Here is an 18839-nt window from a genome sequence, read left to right as displayed (position 1 = left end):
ATTATTTTAAAAATTTTCGGCTAATTTTAAATTCATGTTAAAATAGTACCTGTCAAAATGAATTGACTGGAGAAGAAAAATGAAATTTAGAAAAAAGATGTTAACTCTTGCCGCAATTGGAACGGCACTTTTAGCAGTTGGATGCTCTAAGACTCAAACTAAGGAGTCTAGTAGCAAAATTCCGACTAAGATTACCAAGAATACTACGGTAACTTTTTGGTATTCATTAACCGGTTCTTCTGAAAAAGCCCTCAAGAAGATGACTGCGGACTTTGAAAAAGAAAATCCAAAAATCAAGATCAAGCTTGAAAGCCAAGGCGGTAATTATGCGGATCTTCAGTCTAAGCTTTCCTCAACAATGCAATCACCTGATAATTTGCCGACTATCACCCAGGCTTATCCAGGATGGTTGTATAATGCCGCTAAGCAAAAAATGCTAGTTGACCTCACTCCTTATGTTAAAAATGATGACCTTGGCTGGGGCCCCTATGCTAAAAGTAATATTAAGCAAGCACTTTGGAACGGCGCAAAAATTAACAATACTCAATACGGAGTCCCATTCAATAAGTCAGTTGAAGTACTTTTCTATAATAAGACTTTACTAGATCAATATAATCTCAAAGTTCCGCAAACAATGGGTGAGCTTAAGTCTGCTTCTGAAAAGATCTATCAAAAGAGTGACCATCAAGTAACTGGGGCTGGTTTTGATGCTTTAAACAATTACTATATGTTGGGGATGAAGGAAAAAGGCATCAACTTTACTAAGAAGATTAACTTTTCTGGTAAAGATTCAAAAGAAGTAATTGACTACTACGCTGATGGGGTTCGTAAGGGCTACTTCATGCAAGCTGGTACTGAAAAATATATGTCTACCCCATTTAATTCTGGTAAGGTAGCAATGTTTATCGGTTCAACTGCTAATGAAGCATATCTAAAACAAGGCTTGAAGAAAGAATATCAATTTGGCATTGCCCCTCGTCCAAGCAAGGTTAATGCGCAACAAGGAACTGATATTTATATGTTTAACCAGGCTAGCGCTAGACAAAAGTCAGCTGCCTTCAAGTATCTAAAATTCTTGACCAGTAAGAAAGAACAATTCTACTGGACTAAAACTACCGGCTATATGCCAGTTAATACGCAAGTCCTAAACTCACAAGCTTACAAGTCACTTAATACAAGTAAAGTACCAGCAATCTTGGCTGAGACTACTAAAGACTTGTACTTCTTACCAGTAACTAAGAATGCCACACCTGCTTATGACCAAGTTCAAGCAAGTATGCAAGCAATCTTAGCTGATGCTAAAAAGAAGAAAAATATTAATCCAGCTATTCAGACTGCCAAGCAAAAATTTGATGCTAGCTGGAAACAATAATTAAACATAAAAAATATGCCTAATTAGATCTATCTTGGTCTAATCAGGCATATTTTTGTATACGGTTAATATTAATATCACTTATATCCATTTTTACTATTTATTTTCCACCACCTTTTTAGGGACAAATTGCCAATAAGTACCATCTTGACTTTGATATGCTCCATTGGAAGCCTTTTTTAAATCAAAGGTTACTTTCCTTGTTTTAATTTTATAGCCATCTTTCAATCGCTCAGTTTTAACCCGTCCTAATTTCACCCATTCACCAGCTTGTGGTCGAGTATTTCCATTCTTCGAAAAGGCATTTAAAATATCTTTACTTAATTTTGATGACTTGCTCTCTTCATTGCCACCTAAGCGTGTGGCAATATAAGCAGTATTTTTATCAAACATTAAATAAAAAGAATTACTTAACCTGTTATCTTCTTTTTCTAAAGTCATTAGGCTTTGACCAACCCATTCCTCAGGAACCGTGGTCTGATTATGATAAAACCATGCTCCTCCACCAACGAAAAGCAATAATGCTACAAAAGTAGCTACAAATAGTTTTTTATTTTTCATAGCTCACTTTCCCTATCTAGAAATACTTACACAAATAATAAATTTATATTTATCATTTGTTGTTTATAATTATCACAGCTTTTTCAGTTTTTATTCATTATGTTGTGCTATACACAACTAAATTTGCCAATATTCCATACAATCTTGATATCCACATTTCATCAGCAATTTTTTTATTTGAGCTGCTTTTTCTGTATTCCCACTAAATAAATTAAAATATAACTCATGACAAATTCGATAAAGCAAAAAATGAGTAGTCGTTTCTAAGCTCGCTAAATAATCTAATGCAGCTTCAATATTATCTCCGTTTAATTTTTGCTTATAGCAATAACAAAGATAATTATTACAAATAATTGCTACTCTTTCCCTCATACTCTCAGAACAAGAATTCTTTTGATAGTGTTTTAATAATTGACCAAGAAAATAGTCTACTTGCTCTAAAGAAAATATTTTCATACAATCAGAAAATAATTGTAATGCACCGATATTTTCCACCCAATTTTCATGTTCTGAAAATCTAGTAACTATTTTATTTTTAAAGGCTAAACTTAAGTCAGATAAGCTATTTTCTAAAGAAGCAATAGCAATTATTGTTCGATATTTAAAAAGTTGATGCTCTTTTAAATCTAGGATTTCATTTAAATAAATTCCTACTTTTTCCCTTTGATTGTTATTAAAAGCATGCAACATCTTTTGCTTCAATTCTTCAGCTTTTTTATCTTCAGACGTATAGTAATCATACTTAACTTTATTAAAAAAATCACTGATATCAATATGGTGTTTCAAAATAATTCTAAATAAAGTATCAATTGAAATACTTTCTAATCCACGCTCTATTTTTGAATAATGACCCTTGTTAATAATGCCCTTTATCATCTGTTCCTGAGTTAAGCCTAATTTTTGACGTTCTTCTTTTAACGCCTGTCCAATTTTCATAATCTCATCTCCTTATTTGCTTTTATTTATTTTTTTGTTAATTTTATAACAAAAAAATAATTCAGAAAACTGAATTCTTTATCTAGATGATTAATTTGACTCGTGTTAATTAGTTACTTTTGGTTGTTAATTCCTCTATATCTCTGGTTTAAAACCAATCCTAAGTTTCTGTCTAATTTTTTCAAAAGTGTGTTTTCTTCTATCCCTCACGATTCACCAAATAATCATTAGCCTTATCCAAGATTGCTGACAAGCCTTCAGATTTAAATTCCTTAAAGTTCTGCTTCCTAATTCTTTCCTGAGCAGCTCGATAATTTAACCATTCAGTCGACCTAATTTCACTTTCTTGCCGTTTTATTTTTGGGTCAGCTCTATATTTGGCTAAAAATAGAGTTACTGTCTTTTCGATTTCGCTAGTGACCTTGTATGAATAACTCTCATGAAAATCAAAATTAAATTCAGGCTTTAATCCTACTTCTTCAAAGACTTCTCTCTTTGCAGCATCCCGTTCTGTCTCACCTGCTTCAAGATGTCCCTTTGAAAATGCCCAAGCACTCTTGAATTGTTTATATGGTTGACTTTGAATTAACAAATATTCGATTTCTTCATTATTTTTACGCCAGATAATAGCGCCTGCAGAATGTTCAGCTTTCATGATTCCTCCAAAACAAAAAACGCCTTGTCAGACACAATTATATCTAACAAAACGTTCTTACTTCTATCTTAATCTAAGCCGCACTTTTCAAAAATTTCATCAACATGCTTCAAGTGATAGTGATAATCAAAAGCATCGTCTAGATCTTCTTCAGACAAGTAATCCATAACTTCACTGTCTTCAATTAACTTTCTAAATGAAGTTTGTTCTTGCCAAGACTTATTAGCAAGCTTTTGCACAATGTCATAGGCCTTTTCACGAGATAAACCTGCTTCATCAATTAACTTCAAAAGCACACGTTGTGAATAGATCAAACCATAAGTGCGATCCATATTCTTGAGCATTGTTTCTGGGAAAACATCCAAGTTGGTTAAGATGCGGTTGAAGCGGTTTAACATGTAGTCAATTCCAATGGTTGCATCAGGTAAAATTACACGTTCAGCACTTGAATGAGAAATATCTCTTTCATGCCATAAAGCTACATCTTCATAAGCTGGTACCATGTAGCCACGCATTACTCTAGCCATACCGGATAAGTTCTCAGAACCAATTGGATTATGCTTATGAGGCATTGCAGAAGAGCCTTTTTGACCAGCTCTAAAGTGTTCTTCAACTTCGTGAATTTCACTTCTTTGCAGTCCACGAATTTCAGTAGCCCAGTTCTCAATACTTGTTGCGATTAAAGCAATTGTAGCAATGTAGTAAGCATGTAAGTCTCTTGGCAAAACTTGACTAGTTACAGGTTGTTGAGTTAAACCTAATTGCTTTAAAACGCTAGTTTCAACTGCTGGTGGCACATTGGCAAAAGTACCAACGGCACCAGAAATCTTACCAGATTCTACATCTTTAGCGGCTGCTTTAAAGCGTTCAATGTCACGGTTAATCTCGGCATACCAGCGAGCAAGCTTCAAACCAAAAGTAGTTGGTTCTGCTTGAACACCGTGAGTACGGCCCATTTCAACAGTGTATTTGTATTTCTTAGCTTTTTCGGCAATAGTTTCTTTTAAAGCCTCTAAGTCTTTCAAAATGATCTCATTAGCTTGCTTTAAGATATAACCTTGTGCAGTATCCACAACATCAGTTGAAGTTAAACCGAAGTGAACCCACTTCTTCTCTTCACCTAAACTTTCAGAAACTGTTCTCGTAAAAGCAACCACATCATGGTGGGTAATGGCTTCAAGTTCTGAAACACGCTCAACAGTAAAAGAAGCATTGTCTGCAATCTTCTTAGCATCTGCTTCTGGCACTTCACCAAGTTCTGCCCATGCGTTAGTTGCAGCGATTTCTACCTTTAACCAAGCAGCGTATTTATTTTCTAAGGACCAAATTTTGCCCATTTCTGGACGAGTATAACGTTCTAACATAAATTATTTTTCCCAAGGATTCTTCAAAACAATAGTTTGTTCACGATCAGGACCAACTGAAACAGTAACTAAAGGAACACCTACTAATTCAGAAACGCGGTTCAAGAACTTCTTAGCATTTTCTGGTAAATCTTCCCAAGTCTTTACATTGGTAATATCTTCTTCCCATGCAGGAAGTTCTTCGTAAACTGGCTTACATCTGTATAATTCCTTCAAACTTGCTGGGTAGTAGTCAATCTTTTCACCATCAAGTTCATAAGCAGTAGCAATCTTAATCTTGTCAAAACCAGAAAAGACATCTAATAAGTTCAAACTTAAAGCGTTGATACCAGCAACACGCTTAGCGTGACGAAGAGCAACTGAATCAAACCAACCAACACGACGTGGACGACCAGTAACAGTACCGTATTCATGAGCAGTTTCACGAATACGATCACCAACTTCATCTAATAATTCAGTTGGAAATGGTCCTTCACCAACACGAGTAGTGTAAGCCTTGCAGACACCAATAACAGTATCTAAGCGGTTAGCACCCATTCCGATACCAGAAGCAATTCCACCTGAAATAGTGTTTGAAGAAGTTACGTATGGGTAAGTACCTTCATCAATATCAAGCATTACTCCTTGTGCACCTTCAAAAAGAACTTTTTCGTCGTTGTCTAAAGCATCGTTTACAACTACTGAAGTATCAGTAACGTATTTCTTCATCTTTTGACCGTATTCAAGGTACTTTTCAAAGATGTCTTCAAATTTAAGTTCAGGCTTACCGTAAACCTTAGTGAATAAAGCATTCTTTTCAGCTAAATTAGTACGTAACTTCTCTTCAAAAGTATCTCTTTCAAGTAAATCGCAAACACGGATACCAGTTCTTGAAGCCTTATCCATGTAACAAGGACCAATACCATTCTTGGTAGTTCCGATCTTCTTGTCACCCTTTGCTTCTTCTTGATAAGTATCTTGTAAAATGTGGTAAGGCATAATAATGTGTGCACGGTTAGAAATCTTCAAGCCGCTAATGTCGATACCTTCTTTTTCAAGGTTATCTAATTCTCCGAACATTACTTCTGGATTGATAACTACACCATTACCAATTACAGCACCCTTCTTAGCAGCAAAAATTCCAGATGGAATTAGGCGCATCTTGAAAGTCTTATCACCAATTTCAATTGTGTGGCCGGCATTATTACCACCATTTGAACGAACAGCCATTGCTGCTTCTTTACTTAAGAAATCAGTAATTTTACCCTTTCCTTCGTCGCCCCATTGACTACCTACAACTGCTATTGCTGTCATTTGATTTCACCTCATAAAAATCATTTTCTTAAAACCGAAGACTAGTTTAACAATCTATATCTTAATAGTCAATTGATTTCCGAACATTTTTAATAATCGATAAAATAAATATTCATTTTTATTCTTGACTTTGACTAACTTCACCCGTATATTAACTCATGTAGTTTTTAAAGAGCACGAGGTAAATTAAATGAGCAACTATTTTAGTATGGAAGCTTTCGATTATGATGACATCCAACTTGTACCTAATAAATGTATTATTAAGAGCCGGAAAGAAGCTGACACAGGAGTTAAATTTGGAAGTCGAACATTTAAAATCCCAGTTGTTCCTGCAAACATGGAAAGTGTTATTGACGAGGATTTAGCCATCTGGCTTGCAGAAAATGGCTACTATTATGTTATGCACCGTTTTTACCCAGAAAAACGCGCTGACTTTATTAAGATGATGCATGATAAGGGATTATTTGCTTCAATTTCAGTTGGAATTAAGGATAGCGAATACGACTTCATCGACTATCTTGCTAAGGAAAACATTATTCCAGAATATACAACAATTGATGTAGCACATGGTCATTCTGACTATGTCATTAAAATGATCAAGTACATTAAGGAAAAATTACCTGATACCTTCTTAACAGCTGGGAATATTGCTACACCTGAAGCAGTTCGTGAATTAGAAAATGCCGGAGCTGACGCAACTAAGGTTGGTGTGGGACCTGGTAGAGCCTGCATTACTAAGTTAAAGACCGGCTTTGGTACTGGTGGCTGGCAATTAGCAGCGCTTAGAATGTGTTCTAAAGCTGCTAGAAAGCCTTTAATTGCTGACGGCGGAATTCGCCATAATGGTGATATCGCAAAGTCGGTTCGCTTCGGTGCTTCAATGGTTATGATTGGCTCACTTTTTGCTGGTCATGAAGAATCCCCTGGCAACTTAATTACTATCGATGGTAAGCGTTATAAACAATACTGGGGTTCAGCTTCTGAAGTTCAAAAAGGTGCCTACCGCAATGTCGAAGGTAAGCAGATGTTAGTTCCATACCGCGGCTCAATTAAAGATACTTTGCGCGAGATGCAAGAAGATCTACAGTCTTCAATTTCTTATGCCGGTGGAAAAGATCTAAGTGCAATCAGAGTAGTAGATTATGTTATTGTTAAGTCTTCTATCTTCGATGGAGATAAGTAATAGACTTCTACTGTATTCCAACATTCACAGTAAATAGTTATCAAGCCATATCTATTAGCAATCAAGCTAATGGATATGGATTTTTTATAAACTAAAGTTGTATTTTTAAACGCTTTATCTGTATAAAAGTACAAAAATCAACTATAATTATAGATGACAAATACCCAATATTTTATTTCTTAAATTAAGGAGCAAATGTAGAATGAATGAAAAGACTAATAAACTTTATTTTCTAAAAATGAAAATAGAAAATCATCCCTTATTCTCTGATGAATTAGAATTTTCACTCATGAGTGATGCACGTGTACTAGAAAGCACTAAAAGTCAACTAACACATCTTGCTGGAAATCTTTGGATCAATAATATCATCACTATTGTTGGTAAAAATGCTACCGGTAAGACAACGATTATGAGTACCATCATCGGGATGCTTAAATTGCTTTTATATAGAATGTCAATTGACCAAACTTCCCTTCAGGACATTTTTATTGGAACAGAACCAATAAAGGTCACGACCTACTTTTATGGTGAAGATGAGATTTTATATAAAGATGTGATTACTTTCAATTTAGATAAAACTAGTCCAAATAAAAAGTGGATCATTGGCAATGAAGTGATTTACGAAAAGAAATTTAATAAGAGATCTACCAAGAAAAATATCTTAAATTTCAAAAATATTGATCCACTTTTTGATAGGAATAAGTTGAGTGAAGAAGCTACCTCTCTACTCTCTCCTGATGATTCAATTTTCAGATTAGTTCAAGCAAAGAAAAAGTATGCCGTTCAATCTATTAGTGGTAACTTAATGCTTGCAAATGTAAACGCCCTTTTATATGGAGATAAAGACGTCCCAACCGAAATCTTAAACTATTTAGATCCAACCATTGAATATTTGAAAATTGAACAAGATAGAGACGAATCTGGTCAGTTAAAAATTCTATACCGTCTAAAATTCAAGAATCGTGAAGAAGAAATTAATGCAACAGCATTCGATGTTATTGAGCATTATTTATCGTCTGGAACGGCTAAAGGAATTACTTTATACGGGAGTGTGATTGCTGCTTTGCAAACTGGTGGAATAATTTTTGTTGATGAATTAGAGAATCACTTTAATCATGCTATCGTTAGATCCTTTATTGAAGATTTTTCTGATCCAAAGGTTAATGTTAACCGCGCAATATTGATTTTCAGTACTCACTATTCCGAGTTATTAGATGATTTAGAACGAGGAGATGAAGTTTATATTGCTAAAAGAGATAATCAGATTCAATTACAAAGATACTCGTCTTCTAATGTCAGAAGTGATTTAAATAAGAGTGATGTCTTTGAATCAGATTATTTGGGCGGAACTGCCCCAGAATATTCTGCTTACATGCAGCTTAAAAAAGCTACCAAGAAAGCGGTGAACAATATTCGTGAATAATGAATTAGTAGCTTTCATCGCAGAGGGAAATACAGAACAAGCAATAATTGACGTTCTCTTAGATCATGATGCACTAAGGTGTACTCGAGAGAATGTGTTACAAGAAGAAGTTATTCGGTGCCGAAATGGTAAGAGGTTCGCCAAGCAATACTTAAATAAGAGTTTTGGACAAAAAATCCATATATACCGCATATTAGATTCAAGATCCGAAAATTTTGTCGTACCTAAAGCTTATCTTCCAAAAATATCAGAAGTAACCAATTTAACTACGCGTCCTGAAATAGAAATATTGTTTATCCTATTGCATAATGATTATAAAAAATACACAAACGGCAATTACAAAAAGCCTAGTATATTTGTAAAAGAACATTATCATGATTTGAAAAAGGTCAAATCATACGAGGATAATTTCCAATTTTGGGATGATCATTTTGATGAGTTAATTCGAATTTTAAAACGATATAAAAGCTATCATTCAAATGAGGATACTCTAGCTGATTTGTTAAAATAACCCCACAACAAAAAAGATGTCGTTAATCTTCGCACTACGCGTTGATTAAGCGACATCTTTTTTTGTTTAATATTTCTACAAGTTGATCATAATGCTAAAGGCTAAGCCACAAATAATAACATAAATCACAGCAACCATTACTAAATAAATTACTGCACCCCAGAATGGATCATGGATCATCTTTTCGGTTCCCGGATCAGGACAAACAACCAATAGGAATGAACCTAAAGAAAACAGTGCATAGAAGATCCAGACTAAGACCTCTCCAAATCCAAGCAAGCCTGAGCTTAAGCTTAGGATTAAGAAGAAGAATGCACAAATTACAATCCAGAAGTTCCAGTTAGTTACTTGTGCAACCTTGTTAACATATTGCCAAAAGCCGCCAGTACTACCAAACACGAACAAGTGACCAACCATGGAACAAAGAATTGTAATAATTTGAACAACAAACAAAATTACAATTGACCAAAATGTAAAACCTGATGCATGGTGTACCAGAGTAATATCAAATAAATTAGCAATATAATTGCTAGCAATAGCTAAACCAATGAATAATACAATATCTTCACCTAATAAGGTAACAACTCCGTACCACTTTTCCCCTAGGTTGTGACCGAGAGGATAGCGCCATGACTCTACCAGCCAACGCCAATATGTGTTAGGAGTTTCCTCTTGTGGAGCTTGAACTTCATCTCTCATAATAAATTCCTCCTCAAGATTATTGATCTTTCAATTCTTATTATAACAATAATCCTTATTTATAGGCAGAATAAGGTCTTTTAAAGTCAAAAAGTATCAAAAAAGCAAGTAACTATTAAATTACTTGCTTTCAATGAAATGTTAAACAACCTTTTATGTAAAAATAAAAGAAAAGTGGATTAGAGTTTTCACTCTAATTAAAAATCAAACTGTTATTTATTATTCTTTGGAGTATCAGCCTTTTTCCATTTTAGACTGTTTAAATCACCTCCTTTAAAGAAGGTGCGATAATCATCTACCTTATTATCATCACTTAAAATATAATTTGAAGAAGTGTTCTCATGAACAATATTTGGAATGAAGACATGAAAATGTTCCTTGAAATTAGTAGCATCAATCATTCTAATTCTTGTACCAATCGGCACTACATCATTCCAGTCTCGAATAATTGCCTCTGCTTCGTAATAACATGGTAAGTTGTCTAAAGCTTTTCTTTCAAAATGCAATTGTCCATAATCATGGTCGGTTATTTTATCTTTCTCATTAGCGTTTTTAAACTGTGGATAAGTATTAATATTATCAGAATTTTGATTACTACCCAGATAATCACTAATAAGAGGAGTTAGGTTAGTTAGTTTAGCTAAAACATGTCCAGCATCTATAGGATATGATTTTTTTCCACCACTGCTCATAATCGAATCAACATGCGTAACTGTAGTTCCATTAGTTGAGTCATCTTTAGATTCATCATGCTTTGACATGTTTTCTCTCGTTTCATATCTTTTTTGTATCCAAGACTTATCATGTCTAGCACCTTTATGGAAATATACTACTTCATTCTCTAGCCATGCACGCCAACCAGTAATTGTTACCCTACCATATGCATAATGAAAAACTGGAAGAAGATAACGATGATATTGTAAAAAAGATTCTATAATTTTTTCAGGCTTTTTTCCGTCTTTATCAGAAAGATTAAAATAATTTTCATCGTCTTCTGCATAACTTATATTATAGTCTTGCAGTTGTTCAATCGAAGCTAACTCTTTTTCTTCTTTAAACCCAAGGCGCTTTAGAACTTTTCGCTCTTCCATAGACAGACTAGTTACGCTTTCTCTTCTTGTCGCTTACTAAAGAGCCTAAGCCTAGGGATGCTAAAGACAATCCTGCTAAAGCAGCAAATACGCTGAGCTTATCGTTAGCACCAGTTTGTGGTAATGAATTCTTAGATGCATTAGCTTGGGCAACTAACTTCTTAGTTTGAGGGCTTAAAACAGATGCATTATTTGATCTCACTACTGTGTTAGTTAAGACCCCACTTCTTTGAGTAGTAGATACAGCAACTTCTGGAGCTACTGAGCTAGAAGTGCCAGCTTGAACACTAGTATTAGTAGCAGTATGCTTAGGAGCTGAAACATTATCTAGAGCCTTGTTGATTTGAGCATCAAGAGCAGCACGTTTTTGGTCTGCCTTTTGCTTGTTGATTGTAGTATTTAATTGCTTGATCTTAGATTCATAGTTAGTAATTGCTGTTGATAAGTCTTCAATATGATTGTTTAACTTAGTCAATTCCTCTTGAGCTGCTTGGTATTCCTTATCAGTCTTAGCAGCGTCTTCTTTTGCTTCGTTATAAGCTTTAGTCTTATCTGCTAATTCAGAATTTGCCTTGTTCAAGTTATCAATTACATCTTTATGGGTGCTTACATATTCATCATATGCAGCTTTAGCCTTAGCTAAGTTAGCATCAGCTTGTTCTTTAGTAGTTTTAGCAGTTGATAACTTAGCTTTCAATTCATCTAAACGAGAAGAAATAGCTGATAATTCACTTGTTGCCTTGTCTAAGTTAGATTTGCTTTCTGCTACTGCACTTTCGGCCTTACTCTTTGCACTGTTAAGGTCATTCAACTTAGCTGTTAACTTATCTAAGTTAGATTTAGCAGCGTTAAATTGAGCAAGAAGATCTTTATTCTTAGCTTGGTAAGTAGCTAAATCAGATTCTGTCTTAGACTGAGCTTTATCAAGGGATGCTTGTTTATCCTTCAATTCTTGAACGCGACCTGGTAGAACTGCAATCTTCTTGTCTGCATCAGTCTTACTTGCCTTTGCAGTTTCAAGAGTCTTGTTACCGTCACTAATTGACTTAGTTAAATCATTAATACGGCTAGTAAGATCAGAAATGTTATTAGTTAATCCATTAATTTGATTATCTAAGTTTGATTTCTTAGCATTCAAATCGTTTACTTGTGCTAAACTTTCAGAATATTGCTTAGCGGCATCGGATTTGTTGGAATCTAATGGAACATTTGCACTCACATTGAATACTTTTGGATCTAAAACTTGGGATTCATGAACATTAATGAAGTGAATAGGCATATCGTCAAAGCCCCAACGATCAGGTGTTGGCTTTACACTGATGCTAATTGCTGCATAATTTTTACCTTTTGCGGTATTGTTGAACATATCCTGAGACAAAAGGCTATCTGCATGCAACCATTCCTCATCACTAAATACAAGTTGTTTAATAGAATTGAAAACTTGATTTTTCAAATGATCCATGTCATCCAAACGATTAGTATAGTCATCTTTTGAATGTGTATATGTGTTTCTTGGGCCATATGCTAAATACTGAATACTATAGTGATATGGATTACCTGTCTTTTCCATTTCGTCTTTCACTTGATCAACTGGGATTTCTGTTTTTCCGAATCGATCAGTCATAAGGTTTTCATAATATTGGCCATCTTTACTATATGTACCATCACTTGTAACCCCATAATTCAAGCCATATTTATGTGCTAATTCATTGATTGCTGCACTATCATGGCCATTCTTATCTGAATCCCAATCATCTTTCACGTATTTATCTGCAATTGCATTTGCGAAATCTAAGGCTGATTCATTAAATGTCCATGGATCTACGCCAATTTGACTTCTTAATTGATTAATTAAATCAATACCAAACTTATTCAATTCAATTTGGTCGGCTCTAGACATGTGCTTTAAATCAACCATATGATTCTTTTCAGCTTCATTATGCTTGTATTCGTTTTGTGTCCAGCCAATCCAGCTTGCGGCTTCCATTTCTTTGTAATAATCATCGGTATGTGATTTACCAGTCCACTTCTTTACTGTGTCTTTGTAAACTTGTGGCATAACCATAGTATTGACTACTGCATCGTTATCTGCATCTAATTCTGCTTTTGCAGTATTCATCTTGTTTTGTGCAATTTGCAAATCTTTAGCAACTTGATCTCGTTGACTGGTTAAGTCGCTAGCTTGTTTTTGCTTTGAACTCAATTCACTCTTTGCACCGTTTAATGCATTGGTATCGCTCTTTAATTTTGCTTGTGCATTATTAATAGTTTCTGCTGCTTTATTTGCAGTATCTTGTGCAGTCTTCAACTCATTTTGTGCTTGAGTTAATTCCTTAGCATTTTCTTGTGCAGCCTTTTGAGCATCGTCTGCTTCTTTTGCTTGCTTATCTAATTCTGCTTTAACTGGTTGATAATCTTTATTTACGGCATCATAAGTCTCTTGTGCTTGTTCAACTTGACCTTGAGTTTTACTAATTTCTTCATTAGTCTTGTTCAAAGTTTCAGTATTTGTCTTTAAAGCATCTTCTTGACCTTTTTGATTATTTAAAGCTTCTGCTTGTTTAGTGTTTTGAACATTAATTTGTTCTTGTGTACTTTGAACATCAGCGTTAGCTTTATTTACATCATTTTGTGCAGACTTAACATTATTTTCATAAAAAGCATCATAATTTGCTTGAGCTTTAGCTTGTGCATCTTGAGCAGTCTTTAATTGATCTTGAGCATTAGCTAAAACATTTTGCGCTGATTGATTGTTTGAATCAGCCGTTAAAACATTTGCTTGCGCATCTGGAACTTTACGTGCGGCCTCATCACGATCTGCTTGAGCTTTATTTAATTGATCTTGCGTTTGAGTTAAATCTTTTTGATTTTGATCAATTGTCTTTTGTGCTGCATTCTTATCAGCTTGCTTTTGAACTTCAGCCGCATGAGCATTTTGAGTATTAACGCCAGCTACTGCACCAGCCACAAGCACTGCAGCGGAGACATACATTAACTTATTATTTTTACTTTTCATTCTTACTCCTCCAAATATAATTAAATAACTGGGTTCGATCTAAAAGGTAGATACAAGCCTAGTTTACCCCCCCCATTTTTTATTTTGTCAAGGTGTTTTACGAACAAAGCAAAAAAACCAAACGACATCGAAGAAAAAACGTTATTCTTCAACATCATTTGGTTTTTCATAAAATAACTTATTCTGTTAACTATTCTTTATCGTTTATTTTCTAGCTCTTATTTCAACATGCTATCGGCATATGGCAACTCAAGTGATGGATCTGCATTTAAGTTCACATCACTAAACTTACCTGCTTGATACAAGTTATAAGCAGCTGCACCAATCATTGCTGCATTATCACCGCAAAGCTTCAAGTCTGGCAAGATTACCTTTGGCTTAATATCAGCAGGCAACTTTTCAATCTCTTCTGCTAATCTATCCCGTAAGCCGTGGTTTGCGGCGACCCCGCCGCCTAGAATAAAGGTCTTCGGCTTATATTCCTTAATTGCTCTAATTGTCTTATGACTTAACACATCCACAACTGAAGCCTGGAAACTTGCAGCTAGGTCATACTTATTAAGCTCTTCATGAATTTGATCTGCATGGTGGCAAGTATTAATGAAGGCACTCTTAAGACCAGAGAAGGAGAAGTCATAGTCATCATCTTCCATCATTGCTCTTGGGAAGTGGAAGGTATCTTTCCCCTTATGTGCCCACTCATCAATCGTCTTACCTGCTGGGTAATTAACACCTAAAACGCGGCCGATCTTATCATAGGCTTCACCAGCTGCATCATCCCTGGTATCACCCACAATTTCAAAGTGGATCGGATCCTTCATCAAGACAATCTCAGTATGTCCACCAGACACCTGCAAGGCAAGAGCTGGATATTCAATCTCATCCTTTAATTGCGCTGCCATAATGTGGCCCATAATGTGGTCAACGCCAATTAACGGAATTCCAGTTGCCATTGAAGCAGCCTTTGCTGCACTAACACCAATCAAAAGTGCCCCAACTAGACCTGGTCCATAGGTGACCGCAATTGCATCAATATCAGCCCAAGTCGCATTTGCTTCATCTAAAGCTTCCTTAGTAATCTGCGTAATTACTTCAATATGGTGACGACTTGCTACCTCTGGCACAACCCCACCAAAGCGTTGATGACTTTTAATTTGAGTAGCTACAATTAAGCTTTCGATTTCACGACCATTTTTAATCACAGCAGTTGAAGTTTCATCACATGAGCTTTCAAATGCTAAAATTCGAACATCTTTTTTAGTCACTTTATCTCTTCCTATTCTTAATCTGTCAATTCCTTAATCATGCTAATCGCATCTGCTTGTTCAATAGTATAGTAGTTCTTCCGGATAAAGTTATCCTTAAAGCCTAACTTACGATATAAACTTTGAGCATTATAGTTATCGCTGCGTACTTCTAAAGTCATCTGAACTGCATGATTTTTCTCAGCAATCCCAATCATCGTTCTCAGCAAGAATTCACCAATTCCTCTTCGCTGATAAGTAGGTTTCACCGCAATATTGGTAATATGACCTTCTTGAGCCTGCATTCTCATCCCCACAAAGCCCACCAAAGTCGAGCCTTGATAAACTACCAAGTACAAGGAATTAGCATGCTTCTTTAATTCACTCTTAAAAGAAAATCGACTCCAAGGCGTCCGTCCAAAATACACTTCTTGCTCTAAACCTAACAAGTCCGCAATATTCTCATCGCTAGCCTTCATAACCTGATAAGTTTCATTATTCAGTCTCAAGGCAAAAGGCGTAAAGCTGAGGTCGATTTCTATCGGATGGAAAAATAAACTAAACTTCTTCAACATAGTCGCTATCCGGGCCAAATGCCTTCCCAGTCTTATTATGCCAATCCATTTCAGCTTGCGTACGTCTCAAATATTTTGGCACCATCTTATCAGGATCTACTGTTTCTTTATTAAGAGCTAACTTTCCAATTTCACCAGCATGAATTTGGTTGTCTCCAGCATCTTGAGTGAAATTGTCTGAACCAAGTAAGTCCTTAATTTCATCTTGGTATTTTTCAATTGGGCTACCAACAAAGATAACTTGTTCAGATAAGCCAAGATCTTTCACCTTATTCATCAAGTCATCTAAATGATAGTGACCGTCAGGAACTAGATTCTCTAACTTACCGTCAGCTTTACGATAAACACCAGCAAAGAAATTCTTATTACGAGCATCTAATTCACTTACAATCAAGCCATCGCTTGCACCATTAGCTAACGCTGCTAAAGTTGATACTCCAACTAAGTCTTTATTTAAAATAGAAGCAAACATCTTCGCAGTAGTAATTCCAATTCTTAAACCAGTATAAGAACCAGGACCTTCTGCAACTGCAAAACGATCAATATCTTTTAAAGTAAGATCATTTTCCTTCAACAATTCATTAATTAAAGGATCTAAATGTTCACTATGATTTCGATGATCTTCTTCGTTCTTTTCCAAAATTTTATCTCCATCATTCAAAGCTACGCTCAAATGATTGGTTGCAGTAGTAATACTTAATATTTTCATTTAAATTCTATCCTTATTATTATCGAAATTACCTTCTTATTTTAACACGTTGAAGAGCATTTAAAATCACGTAAAGAACGACAATTTGAATCCAAGGAGTGATTAACTCTTTTAGAATTCTTTGTAGAAATGCTGCTCTTAAATCTAAGCCATATAATAGATGAATCCAGTAAGTATTCATTAAGACATTAACAACTAAGGTAACTAATAAGGTTGCAGCAATGATCCGCCACCATTTAATTGGTTTTTGATATAGGAAGAGGGCGTAAATTACTACCCCAACAATTGCTGACAGCGTAAAGCCAGGGAAGAAGCCTCCCTCAACTCCAAAAATCGCCGACCGTAATAAGTCACTGGCTAATGCCCCAATTCCGCCCCACAAGGGACCAAAATAATAAGCAAGCAGTGCACTTCCAATAAATCCTAAACCTACCTTTAAGGTTGATGGACCAAAAGATATCTTCTCAAGTACAATATCCATGGCTACAAAAAGAGCTAAGGTAACTAAACCTTGCAAATCTAATTTCTTTATTCCTGCCTTCATTGGCATCCCTACCTTTCAAAAAAAGCACGACTGTACTAACAACAAGTCATGCCTTTAATTTTCTTTCCAATTAATTTCAGCTAAAGCAGAAGTATTACCCTGATTAGAAATTAAATGATACGAAGTCAATGTATCTTGATCAAGCTCTACTTCTGATAGTGCTTGATCGCCGTATTGAACTTCTTTTTTAAATGAAATATCAATACTTTTGACAGTATGAGAGTTCAAGAATTCTCTTGGCAAGGTATCAATCATCCAATCAAAATAAACACTATTAGTTAAATGATGGTTTGTATCCAAATCATAGTATCTAACAGCATATCTCTTACTTGAGCGATATTCTTTTAAGGGACGTAATCTCTTAAAGCGCGGCATATGTTTCAAGTATGGATTTCCAAATTTCTGCATCATTTGATCATCTGCCTCAGTAATTTTACGATTCTTTAAATCTAAAATTACCCATTGGCTTTTAGCATCTACTATCTTTTTGTTAGTAGAATCAATTATACCAAAATCTCTGTATTCAAAAAAGCGATTATATCCACTACCATTTGTAGTAACGGTAATTTTTTCACCAGCTTCAGGCAAGCGGTCGATATCAAGATGATACTCAACTACAACCCAGCCTAGATTTTGCTTTAGTAAATCATGAATCCCAGCACCACCTGAAGTTAATTGATCATTTGAAACCTGCATAAAATGCTCAATTAAATGAGGAAGTTGAATTTTTCCTGTTTCATCACAATCCCCATAGCTAACTTGGTGCTCTTCTTTAAAAATCTTTTCCATCTTAATCCTCATGCTTAATTTTGATGGTATTTGTCATAAAGTTCATTCTTTGAAACCTTATTTGCCTTAGCAACTGACTTAATGGCATCTTTTTTACTTTCTCCAGCCTCTACCCGTTCAGCTACTTGCTTGATTAACTCATCCCAAGAAAGTTGCTTTTCTTCCTCTTCATTAGGAGAAACTAAAACCACAAATTCACCTCGAGGATCATTTTCAGTGAAATACTCATTAATCTCACTAATTGATCCTCTGATATATTCTTCATGAATCTTGGTTAACTCCCGCGCTAAAGCAATTTTTCGATCTGGCTTAATTACTTCAGCTAAAGTCTTCAAGGTCTTCTTCAATCGATGCGGTGCTTCATAAAAAATTGAAGTAGCACGCGAAGTATTCATCATTTCAAAGTACTTCTTTTGCTCACTGCTCTTACGCGGCAAAAAGCCATAATAAGTAAAGGGTTGTGCATCAAACCCCGAAGCAATTAAGGCAGTCGCAAAAGCTGAAGGACCAGGAAGAGACACAACAGGAATGTCATTTTTGATACATTCTTGCACTAAGACATAACCTGGATCAGAAATCACTGGCATCCCAGCATCAGAAATCTCAGCAATTGTCTTTCCTTCTTTAAGTAGCTTGATCAACTCTGGTGCCCGTTCTTTAGAATTATACTTATGAAAAGAAATCATCTTATTATGAACGCCAATCTTTTCAAGCAAGATCCCACTAGTTCGGGTATCTTCAGCTGCAATGTAGTCAGCTTCAGTTAGAATTCTTTTTGCTCTTAAAGTAATATCTTCTAAATTTCCAATTGGAGTAGGGACAAGATACAGACGTCCCTTATCTTTTTCATTAAAACTACTCTGCACTTGCATAA

18 protein-coding genes are annotated in these 18839 nt (G+C 35.3%); 4 read left to right on the top strand and 14 right to left on the bottom strand.

Going from position 1 to position 18839, the window contains the following annotated elements; all coding sequences use genetic code 11:
• The first annotated feature begins 79 nt into the window (after positions 1 to 79).
• Positions 80 to 1372: an extracellular solute-binding protein gene (locus Q9R40_RS03880; protein ID WP_304676414.1), complete on the top strand. Its 1293-nt coding sequence runs from the start codon at positions 80 to 82 to the stop codon at positions 1370 to 1372.
• Positions 1373 to 1468: 96 nt separating this feature from the next.
• Here the strand turns inward: Q9R40_RS03880 and Q9R40_RS03875 are convergent, their stop codons facing one another.
• The 5 genes from Q9R40_RS03875 to Q9R40_RS03855 all read right to left on the bottom strand — a co-directional run bounded on the left by Q9R40_RS03875 (position 1469) and on the right by Q9R40_RS03855 (position 6181).
• The gene (locus tag Q9R40_RS03875; RefSeq protein WP_304676413.1) at positions 1469 to 1933 is read right to left on the bottom strand and encodes a hypothetical protein; all 465 of its coding nucleotides are present in this window, start codon (positions 1931 to 1933) and stop codon (positions 1469 to 1471) included.
• A gap of 117 nt (positions 1934 to 2050) precedes the next feature.
• Positions 2051 to 2869: a helix-turn-helix domain-containing protein gene (locus tag Q9R40_RS03870; RefSeq protein WP_304676412.1), complete on the bottom strand. Its 819-nt coding sequence runs from the start codon at positions 2867 to 2869 to the stop codon at positions 2051 to 2053.
• A gap of 199 nt (positions 2870 to 3068) precedes the next feature.
• The gene (locus Q9R40_RS03865) at positions 3069 to 3524 is read right to left on the bottom strand and encodes a bis(5'-nucleosyl)-tetraphosphatase (protein ID WP_304676411.1); all 456 of its coding nucleotides are present in this window, start codon (positions 3522 to 3524) and stop codon (positions 3069 to 3071) included.
• 68 nt (positions 3525 to 3592) lie between these two features.
• The gene (gene purB / locus Q9R40_RS03860; protein WP_304676410.1) at positions 3593 to 4888 is read right to left on the bottom strand and encodes an adenylosuccinate lyase; all 1296 of its coding nucleotides are present in this window, start codon (positions 4886 to 4888) and stop codon (positions 3593 to 3595) included.
• A gap of 3 nt (positions 4889 to 4891) precedes the next feature.
• Positions 4892 to 6181, bottom strand: a complete 1290-nt coding sequence (locus tag Q9R40_RS03855) for an adenylosuccinate synthase (RefSeq protein ID WP_011161583.1) — start codon at positions 6179 to 6181, stop codon at positions 4892 to 4894.
• 190 nt (positions 6182 to 6371) lie between these two features.
• Here Q9R40_RS03855 and Q9R40_RS03850 point away from each other — a divergent pair, with 190 nt between their 5' ends.
• From Q9R40_RS03850 to Q9R40_RS03840, 3 genes are all read left to right on the top strand, one after another.
• On the top strand, positions 6372 to 7364 hold the full coding sequence (locus Q9R40_RS03850; RefSeq protein WP_004896761.1) for a GMP reductase: 993 nt from the start codon (positions 6372 to 6374) through the stop codon (positions 7362 to 7364).
• A gap of 202 nt (positions 7365 to 7566) precedes the next feature.
• Positions 7567 to 8787, top strand: a complete 1221-nt coding sequence (locus Q9R40_RS03845) for an ATP/GTP-binding protein (RefSeq protein WP_270516532.1) — start codon at positions 7567 to 7569, stop codon at positions 8785 to 8787.
• Complete coding sequence (locus Q9R40_RS03840; RefSeq protein WP_304676409.1) at positions 8780 to 9298, top strand: N-6 DNA methylase; 519 nt, start codon at positions 8780 to 8782, stop codon at positions 9296 to 9298. Before Q9R40_RS03845 ends, Q9R40_RS03840 begins: the two co-directional genes overlap by 8 nt.
• Positions 9299 to 9373: 75 nt before the next feature.
• Here Q9R40_RS03840 and Q9R40_RS03835 read toward each other — a convergent pair whose 3' ends face one another.
• The 9 genes from Q9R40_RS03835 to rsmI all read right to left on the bottom strand — a co-directional run bounded on the left by Q9R40_RS03835 (position 9374) and on the right by rsmI (position 18837).
• Positions 9374 to 9997: a hypothetical protein gene (locus tag Q9R40_RS03835; RefSeq protein WP_304676408.1), complete on the bottom strand. Its 624-nt coding sequence runs from the start codon at positions 9995 to 9997 to the stop codon at positions 9374 to 9376.
• A 212-nt stretch (positions 9998 to 10209) separates the two neighbouring features.
• On the bottom strand, positions 10210 to 11088 hold the full coding sequence (locus Q9R40_RS03830) for a hypothetical protein (RefSeq protein WP_304676407.1): 879 nt from the start codon (positions 11086 to 11088) through the stop codon (positions 10210 to 10212).
• A gap of 7 nt (positions 11089 to 11095) precedes the next feature.
• The gene (locus tag Q9R40_RS03825) at positions 11096 to 14104 is read right to left on the bottom strand and encodes an SEC10/PgrA surface exclusion domain-containing protein (RefSeq protein WP_304676406.1); all 3009 of its coding nucleotides are present in this window, start codon (positions 14102 to 14104) and stop codon (positions 11096 to 11098) included.
• 218 nt (positions 14105 to 14322) lie between these two features.
• The gene (tsaD, locus tag Q9R40_RS03820; RefSeq protein ID WP_304676405.1) at positions 14323 to 15369 is read right to left on the bottom strand and encodes a tRNA (adenosine(37)-N6)-threonylcarbamoyltransferase complex transferase subunit TsaD; all 1047 of its coding nucleotides are present in this window, start codon (positions 15367 to 15369) and stop codon (positions 14323 to 14325) included.
• Between the two features lie 17 nt (positions 15370 to 15386).
• Positions 15387 to 15923 carry a ribosomal protein S18-alanine N-acetyltransferase gene (rimI, locus tag Q9R40_RS03815; protein ID WP_304676404.1) on the bottom strand — a complete coding sequence of 179 codons (537 nt, stop codon included), beginning with the start codon at positions 15921 to 15923 and terminating at the stop codon, positions 15387 to 15389.
• A complete protein-coding gene (gene tsaB, locus Q9R40_RS03810; protein WP_304676403.1) occupies positions 15907 to 16632 on the bottom strand; it encodes a tRNA (adenosine(37)-N6)-threonylcarbamoyltransferase complex dimerization subunit type 1 TsaB in 726 nt (241 codons plus the stop codon). The genes rimI and tsaB overlap by 17 nt, the downstream gene beginning before the upstream one ends.
• 28 nt (positions 16633 to 16660) lie before the next feature.
• Entirely contained in the window at positions 16661 to 17176 is a 516-nt protein-coding gene (locus Q9R40_RS03805) for a folate family ECF transporter S component (protein ID WP_297937660.1), read from the bottom strand.
• 54 nt (positions 17177 to 17230) lie between these two features.
• Positions 17231 to 17965 carry an acyl-[acyl-carrier-protein] thioesterase gene (locus tag Q9R40_RS03800; RefSeq protein WP_304676402.1) on the bottom strand — a complete coding sequence of 245 codons (735 nt, stop codon included), beginning with the start codon at positions 17963 to 17965 and terminating at the stop codon, positions 17231 to 17233.
• 14 nt (positions 17966 to 17979) lie between these two features.
• Positions 17980 to 18837, bottom strand: a complete 858-nt coding sequence (gene rsmI / locus Q9R40_RS03795; RefSeq protein WP_304676401.1) for a 16S rRNA (cytidine(1402)-2'-O)-methyltransferase — start codon at positions 18835 to 18837, stop codon at positions 17980 to 17982.
• Between the last annotated feature and the right edge of the window lie 2 nt (positions 18838 to 18839).

Origin of the sequence: uncultured Lactobacillus sp. (genome assembly GCF_948948975.1) — a bacterium.
Classification (GTDB): Bacteria; Bacillota; Bacilli; order Lactobacillales; family Lactobacillaceae; genus Lactobacillus.
This window is presented reverse-complemented; position numbering and strand designations above follow the sequence as displayed.

What these genes read in the sequence shown, in the direction of transcription:
- Q9R40_RS03880 (WP_304676414.1), top strand. Translation starts at nt 80, where the DNA reads ATGAAATTTAGAAAAAAGATGTTAACTCTTGCCGCAATTGGAACGGCA.
- Q9R40_RS03875 (WP_304676413.1), bottom strand. Translation starts at nt 1,933, where the DNA reads ATGAAAAATAAAAAACTATTTGTAGCTACTTTTGTAGCATTATTGCTT.
- Q9R40_RS03870 (WP_304676412.1), bottom strand. Translation starts at nt 2,869, where the DNA reads ATGAAAATTGGACAGGCGTTAAAAGAAGAACGTCAAAAATTAGGCTTA.
- Q9R40_RS03865 (WP_304676411.1), bottom strand. Translation starts at nt 3,524, where the DNA reads ATGAAAGCTGAACATTCTGCAGGCGCTATTATCTGGCGTAAAAATAAT.
- purB (WP_304676410.1), bottom strand. Translation starts at nt 4,888, where the DNA reads ATGTTAGAACGTTATACTCGTCCAGAAATGGGCAAAATTTGGTCCTTA.
- Q9R40_RS03855 (WP_011161583.1), bottom strand. Translation starts at nt 6,181, where the DNA reads ATGACAGCAATAGCAGTTGTAGGTAGTCAATGGGGCGACGAAGGAAAG.
- Q9R40_RS03850 (WP_004896761.1), top strand. Translation starts at nt 6,372, where the DNA reads ATGAGCAACTATTTTAGTATGGAAGCTTTCGATTATGATGACATCCAA.
- Q9R40_RS03845 (WP_270516532.1), top strand. Translation starts at nt 7,567, where the DNA reads ATGAATGAAAAGACTAATAAACTTTATTTTCTAAAAATGAAAATAGAA.
- Q9R40_RS03835 (WP_304676408.1), bottom strand. Translation starts at nt 9,997, where the DNA reads ATGAGAGATGAAGTTCAAGCTCCACAAGAGGAAACTCCTAACACATAT.
- Q9R40_RS03830 (WP_304676407.1), bottom strand. Translation starts at nt 11,088, where the DNA reads ATGGAAGAGCGAAAAGTTCTAAAGCGCCTTGGGTTTAAAGAAGAAAAA.
- Q9R40_RS03825 (WP_304676406.1), bottom strand. Translation starts at nt 14,104, where the DNA reads ATGAAAAGTAAAAATAATAAGTTAATGTATGTCTCCGCTGCAGTGCTT.
- rimI (WP_304676404.1), bottom strand. Translation starts at nt 15,923, where the DNA reads ATGTTGAAGAAGTTTAGTTTATTTTTCCATCCGATAGAAATCGACCTC.
- tsaB (WP_304676403.1), bottom strand. Translation starts at nt 16,632, where the DNA reads ATGAAAATATTAAGTATTACTACTGCAACCAATCATTTGAGCGTAGCT.
- Q9R40_RS03805 (WP_297937660.1), bottom strand. Translation starts at nt 17,176, where the DNA reads ATGAAGGCAGGAATAAAGAAATTAGATTTGCAAGGTTTAGTTACCTTA.
- Q9R40_RS03800 (WP_304676402.1), bottom strand. Translation starts at nt 17,965, where the DNA reads ATGGAAAAGATTTTTAAAGAAGAGCACCAAGTTAGCTATGGGGATTGT.
- rsmI (WP_304676401.1), bottom strand. Translation starts at nt 18,837, where the DNA reads ATGCAAGTGCAGAGTAGTTTTAATGAAAAAGATAAGGGACGTCTGTAT.